A 16,471-nucleotide genomic window follows, 5' to 3' on the forward strand; every position below is an offset into this window, starting at 1 on the left:
CCACACAAGCCAGCTCCCATATAAAGCGCGACCTACAGAAATTTTCGATGCGGGGAGGCACAGGCCTCCCCGCATCGTTTGTGGAAACTACATGAATATTCTGATCGTTGGGCCCAGTTGGGTCGGTGACATGGTGATGGCGCAGACACTGTTCCAGTGCCTGCGCATGCGTTACCCGGACTGCCAGATCGACGTGCTCGCCCCCGAGTGGAGCCGGCCGATCCTCGAGCGCATGCCTGAAGTGCGCAAGGCCTTGAGCTTCCCGCTCGGCCACGGGGCCCTGGAACTGGCAACGCGCCGTCGCATCGGTAAATCCCTGGCGGGCGAATACGACCAGGCGATCCTACTGCCCAACTCGCTCAAGTCGGCGTTGGTGCCGTATTTTGCCGGCATCCCCAAGCGCACCGGCTGGCGTGGCGAGTTCCGCTACGTGCTGCTCAATGACGTGCGCACGCTGGACAAAGCCCGCTACCCACTGATGATCGAACGCTTCATGGCCCTGGCCTATGAGCCGGGTGCCGAGTTGCCCAAGCCGTATCCGCGCCCGAGCTTGCAGATCGACCCGCTGAGCCGCGACGCCGCCCTGGCCAAGTTCGGCCTGACCCTGGATCGCCCGGTATTGGCCTTGTGCCCCGGGGCTGAGTTTGGCGAGTCCAAGCGCTGGCCGTCGGAGCATTACGCCAAGGTCGCCGAGGCCAAGATCCGTGAAGGCTGGCAGGTGTGGCTGTTTGGTTCGAAGAAGGACCACCCGGTGGGTGAGGACATCCGCCAGCGCCTGATTCCGGGCCTGCGCGAAGAGGCAGTGAACCTCAGCGGCGACACGTCCCTGGCCGAGGCCATCGACTTGCTGTCCTGCGCCGATTCGGTGGTGTCCAATGACTCCGGCCTGATGCACGTGGCCGCGGCGCTGAACCGCCCCCTGGTGGCGGTGTACGGCTCCACCTCGCCGGGCTTCACCCCGCCATTGGCCGACCAGGTCGAAGTGGTGCGCCTGGGCCTGGAGTGCAGCCCGTGTTTTGATCGCACCTGCCGTTTCGGTCACTACAACTGCATGCGGCAATTACTGCCGCAGCCGGTGAACGAGGCCTTGCAGCGGTTGCAGGGCTCTGTGGTCGAGGTCCGATAGTTTGCGCGTACTGGTAATCAAGACCTCATCCCTGGGCGACGTGATCCATGCCTTGCCGGCACTGACCGATGCCGCGCGGGCGATCCCCGGCATTCAATTCGACTGGGTGGTGGAAGAGGGCTTCGCCGAGATCCCCACCTGGCACCCGGCGGTCGACAAGGTGATCCCGGTAGCGATCCGCCGCTGGCGCAAGAACCTCTGGCAGACCATCAAGAGTGGCGAATGGCGGCGTTTCAAGCAGCGCATCCAGTCGACCAAATACGACTTGGTGATCGACGCCCAGGGCCTGCTCAAAAGCGCCTGGTTGACCCGCTATGTGCGGGCGCCGGTGGCGGGGTTCGACAAGAACTCGGCCCGAGAGCCCATCGCTGCGCGCTTCTATTCCCGGCGCCTGGCCGTGGCCCGTGGGCAACACGCGGTGGAGCGCCTGCGCCAGCTGTTTGCCGTGGCGCTGGGTTACGACCTGCCCAAGGGCCTGGGCGATTACGGCCTGAGTGTCGAAAAACTGCTCGGCCTGCCGCCCAAGAAACCCTTTGTACTGCTGCTGCACGGCACCACCTGGGACACCAAGCACTGGCCCGAAGCCTACTGGCGCGAACTGGCCGAACGCATGGGGCGCCTGGGCGTGGACGTGAAATTGCCGTGGGGCAACGCCGCCGAAAAAGCCCGCGCCGAACGCCTGGCCCAGGGCCTGCAAAACGCCGAAGTACTGCCCAAGTTGAACCTGGCCGGTGTCGCCCGGGTACTGGCCGGCGCCCGCGCCTGTGTGGCGGTGGACACCGGTCTCGGCCACCTGGCTGCCGCGTTGGATGTGCCGACCATTTCTCTGTTCGGCCCGACCAACCCCGGCCTCACCGGCGCCTACGGCAAGGGCCAGATTCACCTGGCCAGCGACTTCCCCTGTGCGCCGTGCCTGCAAAAACACTGTACCTATCAACCGACGGCCGACGACCTGCGTCGGTTCGACATCAAGCGCGAGTCGCCCCTGTGCTTCACGCGCCTGAACCCTGAGCGTGTGGCAAGCCGACTGAGCACGTTGTTATTGGCTGAGGAGCTGCACTGATGCAACTGGCTTTTGTTCTGTACAAATATTTCCCCTTCGGTGGCCTGCAGCGTGACTTCATGCGCATCGCCCTGGAGTGCCAGCAGCGCGGCCATCAGATTCGTGTCTACACGCTGATCTGGGAAGGCGATATCCCACCCGGCTTTGAAGTGCTGGTGGCGCCGGTCAAGGCGTTCTTCAATCATCGGCGCAACGAAAAGCTCAGTGCCTGGATGGCCGCCGACCTGGCCAAGCGCCCGGTGGACCGCTTGATCGGCTTCAATAAAATGCCTGGCCTGGATGTGTACTACGCCGCCGACGGCTGCTTTGAAGACAAGGCGCAGAACCTGCGCCACTCGCTGTACCGCTATTTTGGTCGCTACAAGCACTTCGCTGATTACGAGCGCGCGGTGTTCGCCAAGGAGGCCAAGACTGAAGTCCTGATGATCTCCGAAGTGCAGCAGCCGCTGTTCATCAAGCATTACGACACGCCGCTGGAACGCTTCCACCTGCTGCCACCGGGCATTGCCCAGGACCGCCGTGCGCCGCCGAATGCCGCCGAAATCCGTGAAGGGTTCCGCAAGGAATTCAACCTGGGCGCTGACGACCTGCTGCTGGTGCAAATTGGCTCGGGCTTCAAGACCAAGGGTGTCGACCGCAGCCTCAAGGCCGTGGCCGCGCTGCCGGCGGAGCTGAAAAAACGCACGCGCCTGTTTGTAATCGGCCAGGACGACCCCAAAGTATTCCAATTGCAAAGCGCGACGCTGGGCCTGGGGGACAACGTGCAGTTCCTCAAGGGCCGCAGTGATATCCCGCGTTTCCTGCTGGGCGCCGACCTGTTGATCCACCCGGCGTACAACGAAAACACCGGCACCGTATTGCTCGAAGCCCTGGTGGCCGGGTTGCCGGTGCTGGTCTCGGCCGTGTGTGGGTATGCCCATTACATCGCTGAAGCCGACAGCGGCCTGGTGCTGGATGAGCCGTTCGAACAGAACCAGCTCAACCAGTACCTGACGCACATGCTCACCGACACTGCACAGCGCGCGGCCTGGAGCCGCAATGGCTTGGCCTTCGCTGAGACGGCCGACCTCTACAGCATGCCGCAGCACGCTGCGGATGTGATTCTGGCGGAGCCAAAACGATGAAGTTGATTCTTGCCGAACCGTTCAAGACTTTGTGGGCCGGGCTTGATGCCTTTGCCGAAGTCGAGAAACTGCAAGGTGAAGTATTCCGTGAACTGGCGGCGCGTCGCACCCTGCGTACCGAGGTGGATGGCCGTCCGTATTTCGTGAAGATCCACCGTGGCATCGGCTGGGGCGAGATCTTCAAGAACCTGATCACCGCCAAGCTGCCGGTACTCGGCGCCGGCCTTGAGTGGTCGGCGATTCATCGCTTGCAGGAACTCGGCGTGCCGACGATGACCGGCGTGGCCTTCGGCGAGAAGGGCAGCAACCCGGCGGACCAGCACTCGTTCATCATCACCGAAGAGCTGGCGCCGACCCTCAGCCTCGAAGACGTAACCCTCAACTGGGTGACGCAACCGCCTGCCCCCGCGTTGCGGCACGCCCTCACGGCCGAGCTGGCGCGCATGGTGGGCGACATGCACCGGGGTGGCGTCAATCATCGCGATTGCTACCTGTGCCACTTCTTGCTGGATACGTCGAAACCTATCGACGCGAACAACATCAAGCTGTCGGTGATCGACCTGCACCGCGCGCAACTGCGCGCCCATCTGCCGTTGCGCTGGCGCGACAAGGACCTGTCCGCGCTGTACTACTCGGCGCTGGAGATCGGCCTGACCCGCCGCGACAAATTGCGCTTCCTCAAGGGCTACTTCCGCCAGCCGCTTCGCCAGATCCTGGCCGAGCAATCGGCGTCGTTGAGCCTGATGCAGCGCAAGGCCGACAAGCTCTATGCGCGCAAGCAACGTTACGGGGATGCGATCTGATGGCGGGTTGGAACCTGGAACCTGCTTACGCCCACCTGGCGGATGATTTTGGAAGCCTCGAAGCCGTGTTCGCCCTGCAGGGCGAGCGGCTGACCCGCGACCCACTGTCAGAAGTGATCCGCGTGGAGCGTGGCGGGGTCAATTATTACGTCAAACGCTACACCGGCGCCGGCAAGGGCCTGCGGCGCTACCTGGGCAAGCCGCGGGTCAAGTCCGAATGGCAGAACCTCAAGCGCTTCGCCAAGTGGGGCATTCCCACGGCGGATGTGGTCGCCTGGGGCCTGGAGCGCAAGGGCCTGGCCTACGACCGTGGGGCGATGATCACGCGTGAACTGCCGAGGACCGAAGACCTGTCGGTGCTGGCCGAGCGTCACGATGCGCGCCTGCGCGACCCCAAGTGGGTCGACGCGGTGAGCCGCCAGCTCGCCGAATACACGCGCACCATGCACGATCACCGCTTTACCCATAACGACTTGAAGTGGCGCAACCTGCTGATCGACGATCAGTCCACGCTGTACCTGATCGACTGCCCCAACGGCGATTTCTGGCGCGGGTTCTGGCTCAAGTACCGCATCACCAAAGACCTGGCCTGCCTGGACAAGGTGGCCAAGTATCACCTGTCCGCCACCCAGCGCCTGCGGTTCTACATGCAATACCGTCAGCGCCGGCACTTGAGTGCATCGGATAAAGAGCGTATTCGCCACGTGGTGAAGTTTTTCGAGGGACGCGAATGAGTGATTTCCTGGCGGCTGAAGACCGTGCGCTACTGGAGCGCAACGGTTTGGCGACCTTCGACGCCCTGTGGGCCAAGCAATTGGACGCAGTGGACGAACCCAATACCAGTCGCGGGGGCTGGAGCAGCGTGTTTCGCCTCGAACTCGACGGCCATGGTTACTACCTCAAGCGCCAGAGCAACTACCTGACGCGCAGCCTGCACCGGCCCTTTGGCGAGCCGAGTTTCTCCCGCGAATTCCGCAATATCAGCCGTTACCGCAAGCTCGGCATCCCTGCCTTGCAGGCCGCGTTCTATGGCGAGCGTAACGTCGCCGGCGAGCACCGCGCGATGCTGCTGACCCGTGCGCTGGACGGCTGGAATGACCTGGATTCGTTGCTGGAGCAGTGGTCGCAGTTGAGCGACGCCCAGCACAGCGCGATCCTGTTGGCTTGCGGCCAACTGGCGCGTCGGCTGCACGGCGTCGGCCAGGTGCATGGCTGTTTTTACCCCAAGCATATTTTTATGCAGGCCACCGGTGACGGCTATGCCGCGCAGTTGATCGACCTGGAGAAAACCCGCCCGCTGCTGTTCGGCTGGCGCGATCGTGTTAAGGACCTGGAGCCGCTGTTGCGCCGGGCACCGCAGTGGTCTGACGAGCAAGTGCGCCAGCTCTTGGCCGCCTACCTCGACCAACCCAAAGACAGCGCGCTGGTCGCCACCTGGCTACAGAAATTGACCGCCCGCCGCAGCCACAAGGAAAACCGTTGATGCGTTTGTCCGAGCTGAAAAGCGCCGGCCGCACGCCGGACTTGCCCCTGACCCTGACGCTGGCCGATGCGGCGGGCCCTGGCCAGTTGCAACTGCTGAGCCTGTTGCGCGTGTTGCCGGGCGAGCGGTACGTGGGCGCGGGCGTCTGGCGCGGCCGTCCGGTATTGGCCAAGTTACTGGTGGGCAGCAAGGCCGCGCGGCACTTTCAGCGTGAACTCAGCGGCGTGCGCTTGCTGGCCGAGCAAGGCCTGACCACACCGTTGTTGCTGGCCGATGGCTTGCAGGAAGGCGAGGGCGGTTGGTTGCTGTTCGAATTCATCGAGGGCGCCGAAAGCCTGGCGGATGCCTGGCAGGCCGTCGAAGGGTTGCCGCCGTTGGCGGACGAACAAACCGCAGTGCTGGCCGAAGCGCTGGGCGCAATTGCGCAGATGCACACCAAGGGGCTTTGGCAGGAAGACCTGCACCTGGACAATCTGCTGCGTCAGGAAGGCAAGCTTTACCTGATCGATGGCGCCGGGATCCGCGCCGAAGAGGCGGGCAAGCCGCTGTCGCGCAACCGTGTGTTGGAAAACCTCGGGGTGTTTTTCGCCCAATTGCCAAAAAATCTCGCGCCGTTCACCGAAGAGCTGCTGGTTTATTACCTGCTTGCCAATGGCGAGCACGCCCTGCCGCTGGAAGCCTTGGAGAAACAGGTGCGCAAAGTCAGCGCCTGGCGTCTCAGGGACTTCCTGAACAAGGTCGGTCGCGAATGCACGCTGTTCAGCGTGGTGCGAGGCGCCTTCGCCTTGCGCGCGATTCGTCGCGAAGAAGAAGCGGCGATGCTGCCCGTGCTGGAGCAGGCCGATACGCTGCTGGACCAGGGGCATTTGTACAAGACCGGTGGCGCCGCCAGCGTGGCCAAGGTTGAAGTGGCCGGTCGGCCGTTGGTGATCAAGCGCTATAACATCAAGGGCTTCGCCCACTGGCTCAAGCGCTTCTGGCGCCCGAGCCGAGCCTGGCATTCCTGGCGCGAAGGCAACCGCTTGGCCTTCCTCGGCATCGCCACGCCCAAACCGCTGGCCGTGCTGGAAAAGCGCTTCTTGTGGCTGCGCGGCCGCGCGTACCTGATCACCGAATACCTGCCTGGCCCGGACATCATCGAACGCTTCGCGCCGTACGTTGAAAACGGCGACGCCCCGGAAAACGAACTGCTGGCGCTGGATCACCTGTTCGCCGAACTGATCCGCGAGCGCATCAGCCATGGCGACTTCAAGGGGCATAACCTGTTCTGGGACAAGGACCGCTGGTCCCTCATCGACCTGGACGCGATGTGCCAACACACCTCCACCGCCAGCTTCGCCCCGGCGTACGCCAAGGACCGTGCACGGTTCATGCGTAACTGGCCATCGGAGAGTGCGTTGTACAAACTCATCGATCAGCGCTTGCCAGCTCAGGTCTGATCGCGGTCAAAATGTGGAAGCGGGCTTGCCCGCGAATAGGGTGTGTCAGTTAGTGCATTTGTTGCTGAACTAACGCGTTCGCAGGCAAGCCAGCTCCCACATGAGCCTTGTGGTGGTTTTAGAATTGGTACTCGGCGCCAGCACCGGCGTACCACGAGCGGCCAGGAGCGGCTTCGTAGTAACGGTTATTGCCGTCGCCGACGATCACCGAGCCGACGTATTGGCGGTCGAGCAAGTTGTCTAGGCGCAGGGTCTGGTGGAAGGTCCAGTGTTCGACTTTCTGCTCAAAACGTGCGCGCCAGTTGAAGACGCTGTAGGCCGGCGCGGCACGCTGGCTGTTGGTGTCTTCGACATAGACCTTGCTGCGGTACAGGCCTTCGATGGCGGTGCTGACCCAGTCGCGGGGTTTCCAGTTGAGCTCGGCGAACAGCGTGGTTTGCGGTACGCCGGGTAGGTAATTGCCCTTGTCGACGGCGGTGCTGCCGCCGCTGACGAAGTCGCTGTCGTAGGTGGCTTGCAGGCGGGTGTAGGCGAGGTTGGCGGTCCACTGTTCGCTGAGTTGGCTTTCGACGCCCAGTTCGAAGCCGCGACGCAGGGTGCGACCGGCATTCTGGTAGCTGGTGCGACCGCCCAGGGATTGATAGACCACCAGTTCATCCTCGGTGGTTATCTGGAAGACCGCCGCGTTGATGCGTGTGTTGTTGAGCTGGGCCTTCAAGCCCACCTCGTACTGGGTGCTTTCGGAAGGCTTGAGACCGAAGTTGAAGCCCTCGATGCTGCCCGGTGCGTAGGCCAATTCCGCCTGGGTCGGTGTTTCGAAGCCTTTGCCGGCACTGACATAACCATGCAGCTGCGGGGTGAACGCATACATCACGCTCATCGACGGCGTGTTTTTTTGATAGGTCTTGTTGCCGCTGGAATCGCCGTTGCTGAGGAATTGGTCGTCGACGTCCAGCTCCATGGTGCTGTGGCGGACCCCGGCTTGCAGGGTCCAGCGATCGAGGGCCCAGTTGGCCTGGATATAGGGGTCGAGGCTGCGGGCGGTGTCGATTTCATCACGGCGTAGTTGGCCTTTCACGCCGAGGGTGTTGCCACTGTAGTTCTGGTAACCGTGGCGACTGTCCTCGCTCTGGTCGAAGTCCAGGCCGGTGATGATCATCAGCTCGCCCGGTGCACTTTCGATGGGCTGCATCCAGCGCACGCTGCCGCCGTAGAACTTGCGGTCGAATTGCACCACGCCGCCGCCGCGTTCGTTGGCCGGGGTGCCTCTGGGGATCGACAGGTACTGAATCACACTCCGCCGCCCTGTATACGCATTCACCTGCAACGTCGCATCACCGATGTAACGTTCGTAATTCATCCCCAATTGCTGATGGTCGATACTTTTTCGCGTGTTGTACGTCAGTGCATTGGCGCTTACCGAGCGCGGATCGGCCTTGTACGCCGCCCACGTCTGCCCCAGCGGATCCTGCGTGCCGTTTTGCTCCAGGCTGCTGTAGATCAGTGCCAGCTTGCTGTCGTCATCCGGCTGCACGTTGAGCTTGGCAAAGGTTTGGTCGCGGCGCGCGCTGCTGTGGTCGCGGTAGCCGTTGGTGTCCATGCGCGAGGCGTCGAGCACGAAGCCTGCGCCATTCGCTGCGCCCTCGGCGGTCAGGTGGTTCTTGTTCAAGCCGTCGCTGCCCACCAGGGTTTCGGCGCCAATGCGCGGCGGGCCTTCGCCGTCGCGGGAGAACATCTGGATCACGCCGCCAGCATTGCTGCCATACAAGGTGGCCGCAGGACCGCGCAGCACTTCGATGCGCTCGGCGGTGTCGAGGTTGAAGGTGGCAGCCTGGCCTTGGCCGTCCGGGGTGCTCGCAGGGATGCCGTCGGCAATCAATTTGAGACCGCGCACACCAAAGGCCGAGCGGGCGCCGAAGCCGCGGGAAGAAATCTGTAGGTCTTGGGCGTAGTTCTGGCGGTTCTGCACCACCAGACCCGGCACGCGGGCCAGCGCCTCGGAGGCATTGATGCCCAGTTGGCCATCGCTGATCTGCTCCCGGCTGATGCCGTCCACCGAGTAGGGCAGGTCGAACGTCGGGCTGGCGTTGCGCGAGCCGGTGACCACGCTGGGGTCGAGCACCAGTGGTGCGTCCTCGGCGCGGGCAGCATCGCTCAAGGCGAAAAGGCCGGGCAGCAGCAGGGTGAAGCGAGTGAGGGTTTTCATGGGGTCAGCCAAAATCTATGGCGCATAGGACGTAAACGCGCAAAAGAGCGCGAGTTTAGTGGTTCGGGCAGTTTTTTCCATTTCGGATATTTCCCACAGGGGGCATCGGTGTCGGGGGCTGGGGTTACCCAACATGGCGCTGCTAGCATCGCAGACCACTCGGAGGGCTGTGCATGACGTTGAAAATGACTGCTGCAATGAGCACCGCATGCGTTGTATTGAGCGGCTGTGGAACGTTGAATACGGTATTAAGTGATGATATGGCCGCTACCCGTGAACTGCGCAAGCAAAAGACCTATTGCCAGGCCATACCTCGCGTCTACAGCGGCGCTGCATTCGGCTTCTGCCTTCTGAACGCGCCGCCGGACTTCACGGGCGTGCTTGTGCCGTGGGTGCTGGTGGACATCACCGCCTCAAGCGTTGCTGATACCGTCGTGCTGCCCTATACGATCTACCGGCAGACTGCCGATGGCAACATAGGCATTTATTGGCGGCCAGGCCGCTCCTGACGAGTGCCTGAACAGTGTAAACATGACGTAAGTCGCGGCGCTTTAAGTCTTTGGGATAGTAGGAGTTAGCTGTGAGTCGTAGTTGCAAGGCCATGTTCATGTCTGCCCTGCTGCTGGTTTCCGGTTGCGGCACAATCAACACCGTGTTTCGCCCGGACGTTGTAACCAGCCAGAACCTCAAGGACTCCCGTAGCCATTGCGAAAGCGTACCGCGTATCTACAGCGGCATGATCTACGGCTTTTGTACGCTCAATGGCGAGCCCAGGGCTGGAAAAAGCCTGAAGGACCAAACGCTGACGGACCATGCGGGCAACGCCCTCCCGATCGTCGCCATCGAGTTCGTTGCCTCCGGCGTACTGGACACACTGGTGCTGCCCTACACGATCTACCGACAGAACAAGGACGGCAGCATTGAGATCTTCCGCTAGTTCCGCTCGCCGTTTGCCGCTAACAGCTTTGCCCTGCTTTTAAGCTATAATCCCGCCCTTTAGCTGTTTCCTGCCCAGGCAGGAGGCACACTTTTTTCAGGCGCAACCCGCCTGCATGCAGACTAAAAGAGGCTAGACCCCTGTGGCATTGACGATTCTTGGCCTGTCCGGCGCCCTTAGCCATGATCCTTCCGCAGCCTTGTATATCGACGGCAAGCTGATCGCGGCCGCCGAAGAAGAGCGCTTCGTACGCGACAAACATGCAAAGAACCGCATGCCCTACGAATCGGCGAAGTTCTGCCTGGAACAGGCCGGCATCAAGCCTTCCGACGTTGACGTGGTGGCGATCCCGTTCGCCCCGATCAGCCTGTTCGGCGAGGCCCGCTGGCACTACGCCAAGCGTTACTGGTATGCCCCGGACCGCGCCCTCGACGCGATCCTGATGGGCAACCGTCGCTACAAGCGTTATCGCAACAAGATCGTCTGGTGCCTGGAACAACTGGGCTTCGACCCGAAGAAAATCAAGATCGAGCCGGTGGAGCACCACCTGGCCCACGCGTCCAGTGCCTACCACTGCTCCGGCTTCCAGGAGAAAACCGCGATCCTCGGCATCGACGGTAAAGGCGAGTACGCCACCACGTTCTTCGGCTACGGCGAGAACGGCAAGATCCACAAGATCAAGGAATTCTACGACCCGGACTCCCTGGGCGGCCTGTACGGCGCGATCACCGAGTTCCTCGGTTTCGAGATGCTCGACGGTGAGTTCAAGGTCATGGGCATGGCGCCGTATGGCGATGCCAGCAAGTACGATTTCTCGCGTCTGGCCTCGTTTGAGAACGGCGAGCTGGTGATCAACACCGACTACGCCAACGTCATCGGCCTGCGCCGTTATAAAGAAAAGGGCAAGGGGTTCTACTTCTCGCCAAAACTGATCGAGTGGCTGGGGCCGAAGCGCGAAGGCGATATCGCCGACGAGCCGTACATCCATTACGCCGCCAGTATGCAGGCACTGTTCGAGAAGCTGGCCCTGCAGATGATCGACCACTACCTGGGCGACATCCTGAAAGACACCGGCAAGCTGGCCTTCGCCGGCGGTTGCGCGCTGAACGTCAAGCTGAACCAGAAAATCATCGCCCGTGACGACGTGAAGGAGCTGTTCGTGCAGCCCGCGTCCGGCGATGCCGGCACTGCCGTGGGGGCGGCGGCCTATGTGTCCCACGCCCGTGGTGTACCGGTCGAGAAGATGGAACACGTCTACCTCGGCCCGTCCTACAGCAACGAAGACGTGATTGCCGCGTGCGCCAGACACGAGAGCAAGCCGAACTGGCGCAAGATCGAAAACATGCCCCAGCGCATCGCCAAGATCATGGTCGACGGCAACCCGGTGGCCTGGTTCCAGGGCCGCATGGAGTTTGGTCCGCGTGCCCTGGGCGGTCGTTCGATCATCGGTTGCCCGAGCGCCACTGGCGTGGCTGACCGTATCAACCACCAGATCAAGTTCCGCGAGCGCTGGAGGCCTTTCTGCCCGTCGATGCTCGACACCGTGGCTCCGCAGATGATCAAGGTCGACCACCCGGCGCCGTTCATGACCTTCACCTTTGAAGTGGCCGAAGAGTGGAAAACCCGCGTGCCGGAAGTGGTCCATGAAGATGGCACCTCCCGTGCCCAGGTGCTCAAGCGCGAATACAACCCGCGCTACTACGACATGATGAAGGAACTGGAAGTCCTCACCGGCAACGGCGTGTCCCTGAACACCTCGCTCAACCGTCGCGGCGAAGCGATGATCTGCTCGCCGACCGACGCGCTGAACATGTTCTTCGGCTCCGACCTGCAGTATCTGATCATGGAAGACATCCTGGTCGTCAAAGACGGCGTGGACCCTTATGACGCGCTCGGCTGACCGCCACGTCCTGCAGTTCTGTCATAGCTATGACGGACCGTTCCTGGACTGCGCGCGACAGTACGCCAGTTTGTTCGCAGGGTCTGGCTACAAGGTGACGACGGTGTTCCTTACCGGGGTCGCCGACCCCGAGGTAGCCGCCGGTTGTGCCAGCGATGAAGTGCTGTTCATGGCGTACAGCTCCAAGGCCGTTCGCGGCCTGAAGCTGTCGGCCATTGCCGAGCTGCGCAAGATCGCGGCATTGCGCAACTTCAGTTTTTGCATTGCCCATCGTTTCAAGCCTATCTACGTGGCCTTGCTGGCCACGCGGTTGCCGGTGATCGGTGTGCATCACGCCTTTGGCGATTATCAGCGCCGCAGCCGCAAGCTGTTTGCCGGGTTATTCCGCAAGCGCCTGAGTTTGCTGGGCGTGTCTGACGCGGTGCGTGACGACATGCGCCGCTGCCTCCCGGCCTGGCCGGCTGCACGCATCCAGACCTTGTACAACCGCATTGATGTCGGCGCGCTGCAAGCCATGCAGGTGCCGGTGGATGACGCGCGTGATGCCCTGGGGCTGTCGCCGGACGAATGGGTGGTCGGCAATGTCGGCCGCCTACACCCGGACAAGGACCAAGCCACGCTGCTCAAGGGCTTTGCCCTGGCGCTGCCGCACCTGCCGGAGCACAGCCGATTGGCGATCCTCGGCACCGGCCGCCTGGAACAGGACCTCAAGGAACTGGCCCGTGAATTGGGGATTGCCGACAAGGTATTGTTTCTTGGCCAGGTACCGGATGCGCGTCGGTATTTCCGCGCGTTCGATGTGTTTGCGTTGAGTTCCGACCACGAGCCGTTCGGCATGGTGCTGCTGGAGGCCATGGCCGCTGGCGTGCCGTTGCTGGCCACGGCATGTGGTGGGGCGAAGGAAGTGGTCGAGGGCGTGGGTATCCTGTTTCCCTTGGGCGATGCCGAACACCTGGCCCAAGGGTTGCGACACCTGGCCGCGATGGATCAGCACCAGCAACGGCAGTGTGCCGAGATGATGCTGGAGCGCCTGCATGCGCGCTTTTCGGATCAGGCGGTACGCGACACCTTTTGGCAACTGCCGCACGTTATTGAACTGACCGCGGGGGCTTGATGCTCAATCGATTCCAAGGCTGGCGCGAGCGGGGCTGGTCCGTCGTGGATGCGCCTGCCTACAACGACGCCTGGCAGCGTTTTGGTGGCAGCGTCGCCACCCACCCGCAGGTGATCGAGCGCCTGGCGGGGCTCGCCGAGATCCCGGTGCGTTACCTGGCCTGGGAGCAGGGTGGCGAGCTTCAGGCATGCATCGCGACCTGGGGACGAGACCTGGCCCTGTCCAAGGATGTGCTCAAGCAACGCGGCAAAAAAGGCTTGTTCGACCTGGGCAACGCCGAGCTGATCCTGCCGGCTGCTGCCGATGCCAAGGCGCCGCTGCGCCAGCGTGCACGCTACCTGTCGGTGTTGAACGAAGGCCGTTTCAGTGGCCTCAAGCCCCAGGCTGAGCAACTGGCCATGGCGCGTACACCGGAAGAGCTGTCGAAGAAATTCCGCTACAACCAACGCCGTGAACTGCGTTTGCTGGAAGAGGCGGGGGGCGTCGTGCGGCCGGTGAGTGAATTTTCCAGCGAGGAACTGGCGGCGATCTACTGCGATTTGTTCCTGCGTCGCTGGGGTTTTGTCGCCACGGGAGCTGAGCGTATGGCGCAAGTGATCGAGCTGTTGCGCGAGTGGCTGATAGGCTCGGTGATTTTTCTCAACGATGCGCCGATTGCCGTCCAACTGGTGTACCGGGTTGAGTCGCCCGAGTGGATCAGCGTGGAGTACGTCAACGGTGGCGTGGACCCTGAAACCCGCGCGTTCAGCCCAGGCAGTGTGCTGAGTTTCTTGAACACCCAGAGTGCCTGGGAACAGGCGCGCGAGGCCGGCAAGCCGCTGCGCTTCTCCTTCGGTCGCGCCGACCGGGAGTACAAGGACCGGTGGTGCAACCCCGTACCGGTGCTGAGCGTATGAGCCGCAAACAGCAATTGCTCAAGCGCCACCGACGCAACAAGCGCATTGGCCTGTTGATTGGCTTGATGCTGCTGGTGGTGATCGGTATCTGGGTGGCCTGGTGGCTGCCGTTTGTGCTCGGCGTACTGGCCTGGGTTGCCCACGAGGCGTGGTTTGCCGACCACCTGTTTTATGCCCCCAACGAAGACTATCAATACCGCTTTTCGGCAGATGCCGAGGTGGGAGCGGTTCGCTTGGAGGGCGGGCGCCTGCTGGTTGATTCGGCCCTGGAGGCTGATGCGACGTTGGTGTTGGCCATCCGCGTCAAGAGCAGTTGGCTGGGGCGCTTTTTGGACCCGGCCATTGAACTATCGGGCGGAACAAGTCCCGATCGACAGGTGTTCGAACGTGGCGTGAACGGCGTTCGTTATCTCAATCTCAGTGGTTTGGCGCCCGCCCTGGTGGCCGGCGAGTTGCGTTTGCGCGGGCGCTTTTGCCGACTGCTGGGCGCGCCCCGGCTATGGCAGTGGGCCACTGCGGATTATGCGGCACAACGGGTGATGGTAATCGCCCCTCACGCCGACGATGCCGAGTTGGCCGCGTTTGGTCTGTACAGCCAGGCCGACAAACCCTGGATCGTGACCCTCACCGCCGGTGAGATTGAAGCAGAACACTATCGGCACATGGGCTTGGCCCCGGCCGAAGCCTCGCGCCTCAAGGGGCGCCTGCGCGCCTGGGACAGCATCGCCGTGCCCCGCTGGGCCGGGGTGCCCGAAGCGCATTGCGTGCAGCTCGGTTACTTCTGCCTGCAATTGCCCGCGATGCGCGCGACGCCGGATCAACCGGTGGCCTCACGCGAAGCGAACCTCTCCGATATCCGCCTGTTCCGCCAGTTCAACCCGTTTCCGCTGCCGGCTGACGTGGATGGCCTGCCCACTTGGAACAACCTGCTGGCCGACCTGCGCCAATTGCTGCTCACCGCACGTCCCGAAGTGATCGTGTTGCCCCATCCGGTTATCGACCCGCACCCCGATCACATCTGCGCGCAGCAGGCGGTAATCGAAGCCCTGCAAGGGCTGGAATGGCAACCGACGACCTTACTGGGCTACGCCAACCACCTGCATGACAACGACCGCTGGCCCATGGGCGATGCCGGCGCCGGCATTGCGTTGCCGCCGCAGTTCGATGATGGGCTGGAATTGACGCCGTGCAGCCTGTCATTGTCGTTGGAGCAACAGCGCGACAAGGCGATGGCACTGGGCATGATGCATGATCTGCAACCTGCGCCACCGTTCAAGCGCCGTGTGCGGCGCTGGCTGCAGCGCGTGTTGGCAGGCCGTGCGCAATCACCCTACGGCGAGAACGAATTTTTCCGCAAGGCCGTACGACGGCATGAGTTGTTCTGGCGTTTGGGAAAGGATAAGTAATGAAAGTCTTGTTTCTGGTGCAGAAAGAGCAGCGCGCCATTCTGGATCGCTTGTACGAAGGCGTGGCCGAGCATTGCGAGTGTGACATCCGCTGGTTGAGCAGTGATGAGCAGCGCAACCTGCGTGGTTACTTCCGGCGCGAAGTCGATGTGAACCGTTACGACCGCATCGTGTTCTTCCTGCGTTTCAAGCAGGAGATCCGCCAGGCCGGGTTTATTCGTACGATCCCGAACCTGGTGATCCTCGAGCACGACGCCTACCAGAACTATATTCCCTGCAAGTACACCGGCAAGTTCAGCGCGCATTACCGCCGCCTGCCGTGGGCGCGGGTGATCAGCTCCGGCTATATGGTGACCGAACGCCTGCGTGCCGAAGGTTTTGACGCAGTGTTTGTGCCCAAGGGCTACGATCAGGCGCTGCTGCAGCCGCAGGAGCGTGTACGTGATATCGAGCTGGCGTTTGTCGGCAGTACCAATAGCGTGGCCTACAGTGGCCGCAAGGCACTGCTTGATGAGTTGGCACAGGTTGAGCCTTTGGTGGTTACGCGCACCAAATCCGGCGAGGAATACTGCGCCACACTCAACCGGATTCGTTTCTTCGTCAGTGCCGATGTGGGCATGGGCGAGTACATGATCAAGAACTTCGAGGCCATGGCCTGTGGTTGCGTGTTGCTGGCGTTCGATCAGGGCGCTGAGGAAAATGCGGCCCTCGGTTTCGTAGACATGGTCAATGTGGTGTTCTACAAGGACATCCCGCAGTTGCAGGAAAAACTCGCCGTGTTACGGTCGAACCCGCAGTTGGCGGCCGACATTGCACGCTGTGGGCAGGAGCTGGCTGTCAGTCAGTTCAGCTTTGCTCGTATCGGCCAGCGGATTGTCGAAGTGCTTGAACCGCCCTTGCGGCCGCGTGCTCCACTGAGTCTGTTGGAAAGGTTGCGCTCGAAGCTGGGCGTTTAATGTCGGCCAAATGGCCAT

At 62.2% G+C, this 16,471-nt stretch carries 15 protein-coding genes; 14 read left to right on the top strand and 1 reads right to left on the bottom strand.

All coding sequences use genetic code 11. From position 1 onward, the window contains the following. The first annotated feature begins 91 nt into the window (after positions 1-91). The 7 genes from waaF to KHP07_RS21330 are packed head-to-tail and all read left to right on the top strand — an operon-like array spanning position 92 to position 7,038. Positions 92-1,126 (top strand): lipopolysaccharide heptosyltransferase II, encoded by a 1,035-nt coding sequence (waaF, locus tag KHP07_RS21300; protein WP_078046551.1) that lies wholly within the window; start codon positions 92-94, stop codon positions 1,124-1,126. 1 nt (position 1,127) lies between these two features. Then, entirely contained in the window at positions 1,128-2,189 is a 1,062-nt protein-coding gene (gene waaC / locus KHP07_RS21305; RefSeq protein WP_099492868.1) for a lipopolysaccharide heptosyltransferase I, read from the top strand. Next, positions 2,189-3,313: a glycosyltransferase family 4 protein gene (locus KHP07_RS21310; protein ID WP_078046553.1), complete on the top strand. Its 1,125-nt coding sequence runs from the start codon at positions 2,189-2,191 to the stop codon at positions 3,311-3,313. The genes waaC and KHP07_RS21310 overlap by 1 nt, the downstream gene beginning before the upstream one ends. Next, positions 3,310-4,116: a lipopolysaccharide core heptose(I) kinase RfaP gene (gene rfaP, locus KHP07_RS21315; RefSeq protein WP_078046554.1), complete on the top strand. Its 807-nt coding sequence runs from the start codon at positions 3,310-3,312 to the stop codon at positions 4,114-4,116. Before KHP07_RS21310 ends, rfaP begins: the two co-directional genes overlap by 4 nt. Further along, positions 4,116-4,850: a lipopolysaccharide kinase InaA family protein gene (locus tag KHP07_RS21320; RefSeq protein ID WP_099492867.1), complete on the top strand. Its 735-nt coding sequence runs from the start codon at positions 4,116-4,118 to the stop codon at positions 4,848-4,850. Before rfaP ends, KHP07_RS21320 begins: the two co-directional genes overlap by 1 nt. Next, on the top strand, positions 4,847-5,599 hold the full coding sequence (locus tag KHP07_RS21325; protein ID WP_078046556.1) for a lipopolysaccharide kinase InaA family protein: 753 nt from the start codon (positions 4,847-4,849) through the stop codon (positions 5,597-5,599). The genes KHP07_RS21320 and KHP07_RS21325 overlap by 4 nt, the downstream gene beginning before the upstream one ends. Then, a complete protein-coding gene (locus KHP07_RS21330) occupies positions 5,599-7,038 on the top strand; it encodes a lipopolysaccharide kinase InaA family protein (protein WP_214497987.1) in 1,440 nt (479 codons plus the stop codon). Before KHP07_RS21325 ends, KHP07_RS21330 begins: the two co-directional genes overlap by 1 nt. 118 nt (positions 7,039-7,156) lie before the next feature. Here KHP07_RS21330 and KHP07_RS21335 read toward each other — a convergent pair whose 3' ends face one another. Next, entirely contained in the window at positions 7,157-9,244 is a 2,088-nt protein-coding gene (locus tag KHP07_RS21335; protein ID WP_214497988.1) for a TonB-dependent receptor family protein, read from the bottom strand. Positions 9,245-9,417: 173 nt separating this feature from the next. Here KHP07_RS21335 and KHP07_RS21340 point away from each other — a divergent pair, with 173 nt between their 5' ends. The 7 genes from KHP07_RS21340 (at position 9,418) to KHP07_RS21370 (ending at position 16,453) form a co-directional block, all read left to right on the top strand. Beyond that, positions 9,418-9,753, top strand: a complete 336-nt coding sequence (locus KHP07_RS21340; protein WP_214497989.1) for a YceK/YidQ family lipoprotein — start codon at positions 9,418-9,420, stop codon at positions 9,751-9,753. Between the two features lie 98 nt (positions 9,754-9,851). Further along, on the top strand, positions 9,852-10,181 hold the full coding sequence (locus KHP07_RS21345; RefSeq protein WP_410896866.1) for a YceK/YidQ family lipoprotein: 330 nt from the start codon (positions 9,852-9,854) through the stop codon (positions 10,179-10,181). Between the two features lie 142 nt (positions 10,182-10,323). After that, complete coding sequence (locus KHP07_RS21350; protein WP_065900046.1) at positions 10,324-12,081, top strand: carbamoyltransferase family protein; 1,758 nt, start codon at positions 10,324-10,326, stop codon at positions 12,079-12,081. Then, complete coding sequence (locus tag KHP07_RS21355) at positions 12,065-13,195, top strand: glycosyltransferase (RefSeq protein ID WP_214497990.1); 1,131 nt, start codon at positions 12,065-12,067, stop codon at positions 13,193-13,195. Before KHP07_RS21350 ends, KHP07_RS21355 begins: the two co-directional genes overlap by 17 nt. Further along, positions 13,195-14,091, top strand: coding sequence for an antimicrobial resistance protein Mig-14 (locus KHP07_RS21360; protein WP_078046562.1), 897 nt, complete (start codon positions 13,195-13,197; stop codon positions 14,089-14,091). Before KHP07_RS21355 ends, KHP07_RS21360 begins: the two co-directional genes overlap by 1 nt. Next, positions 14,088-15,497, top strand: coding sequence for a PIG-L deacetylase family protein (locus tag KHP07_RS21365; RefSeq protein WP_214497991.1), 1,410 nt, complete (start codon positions 14,088-14,090; stop codon positions 15,495-15,497). Before KHP07_RS21360 ends, KHP07_RS21365 begins: the two co-directional genes overlap by 4 nt. Next, entirely contained in the window at positions 15,497-16,453 is a 957-nt protein-coding gene (locus KHP07_RS21370) for a glycosyltransferase family protein (protein WP_078046564.1), read from the top strand. Before KHP07_RS21365 ends, KHP07_RS21370 begins: the two co-directional genes overlap by 1 nt. Positions 16,454-16,471 lie beyond the last annotated feature (18 nt).

This window comes from Pseudomonas sp. VS40 (assembly GCF_018587885.1).
Lineage (GTDB): Bacteria > Pseudomonadota > Gammaproteobacteria > Pseudomonadales > Pseudomonadaceae > Aquipseudomonas > Aquipseudomonas pergaminensis.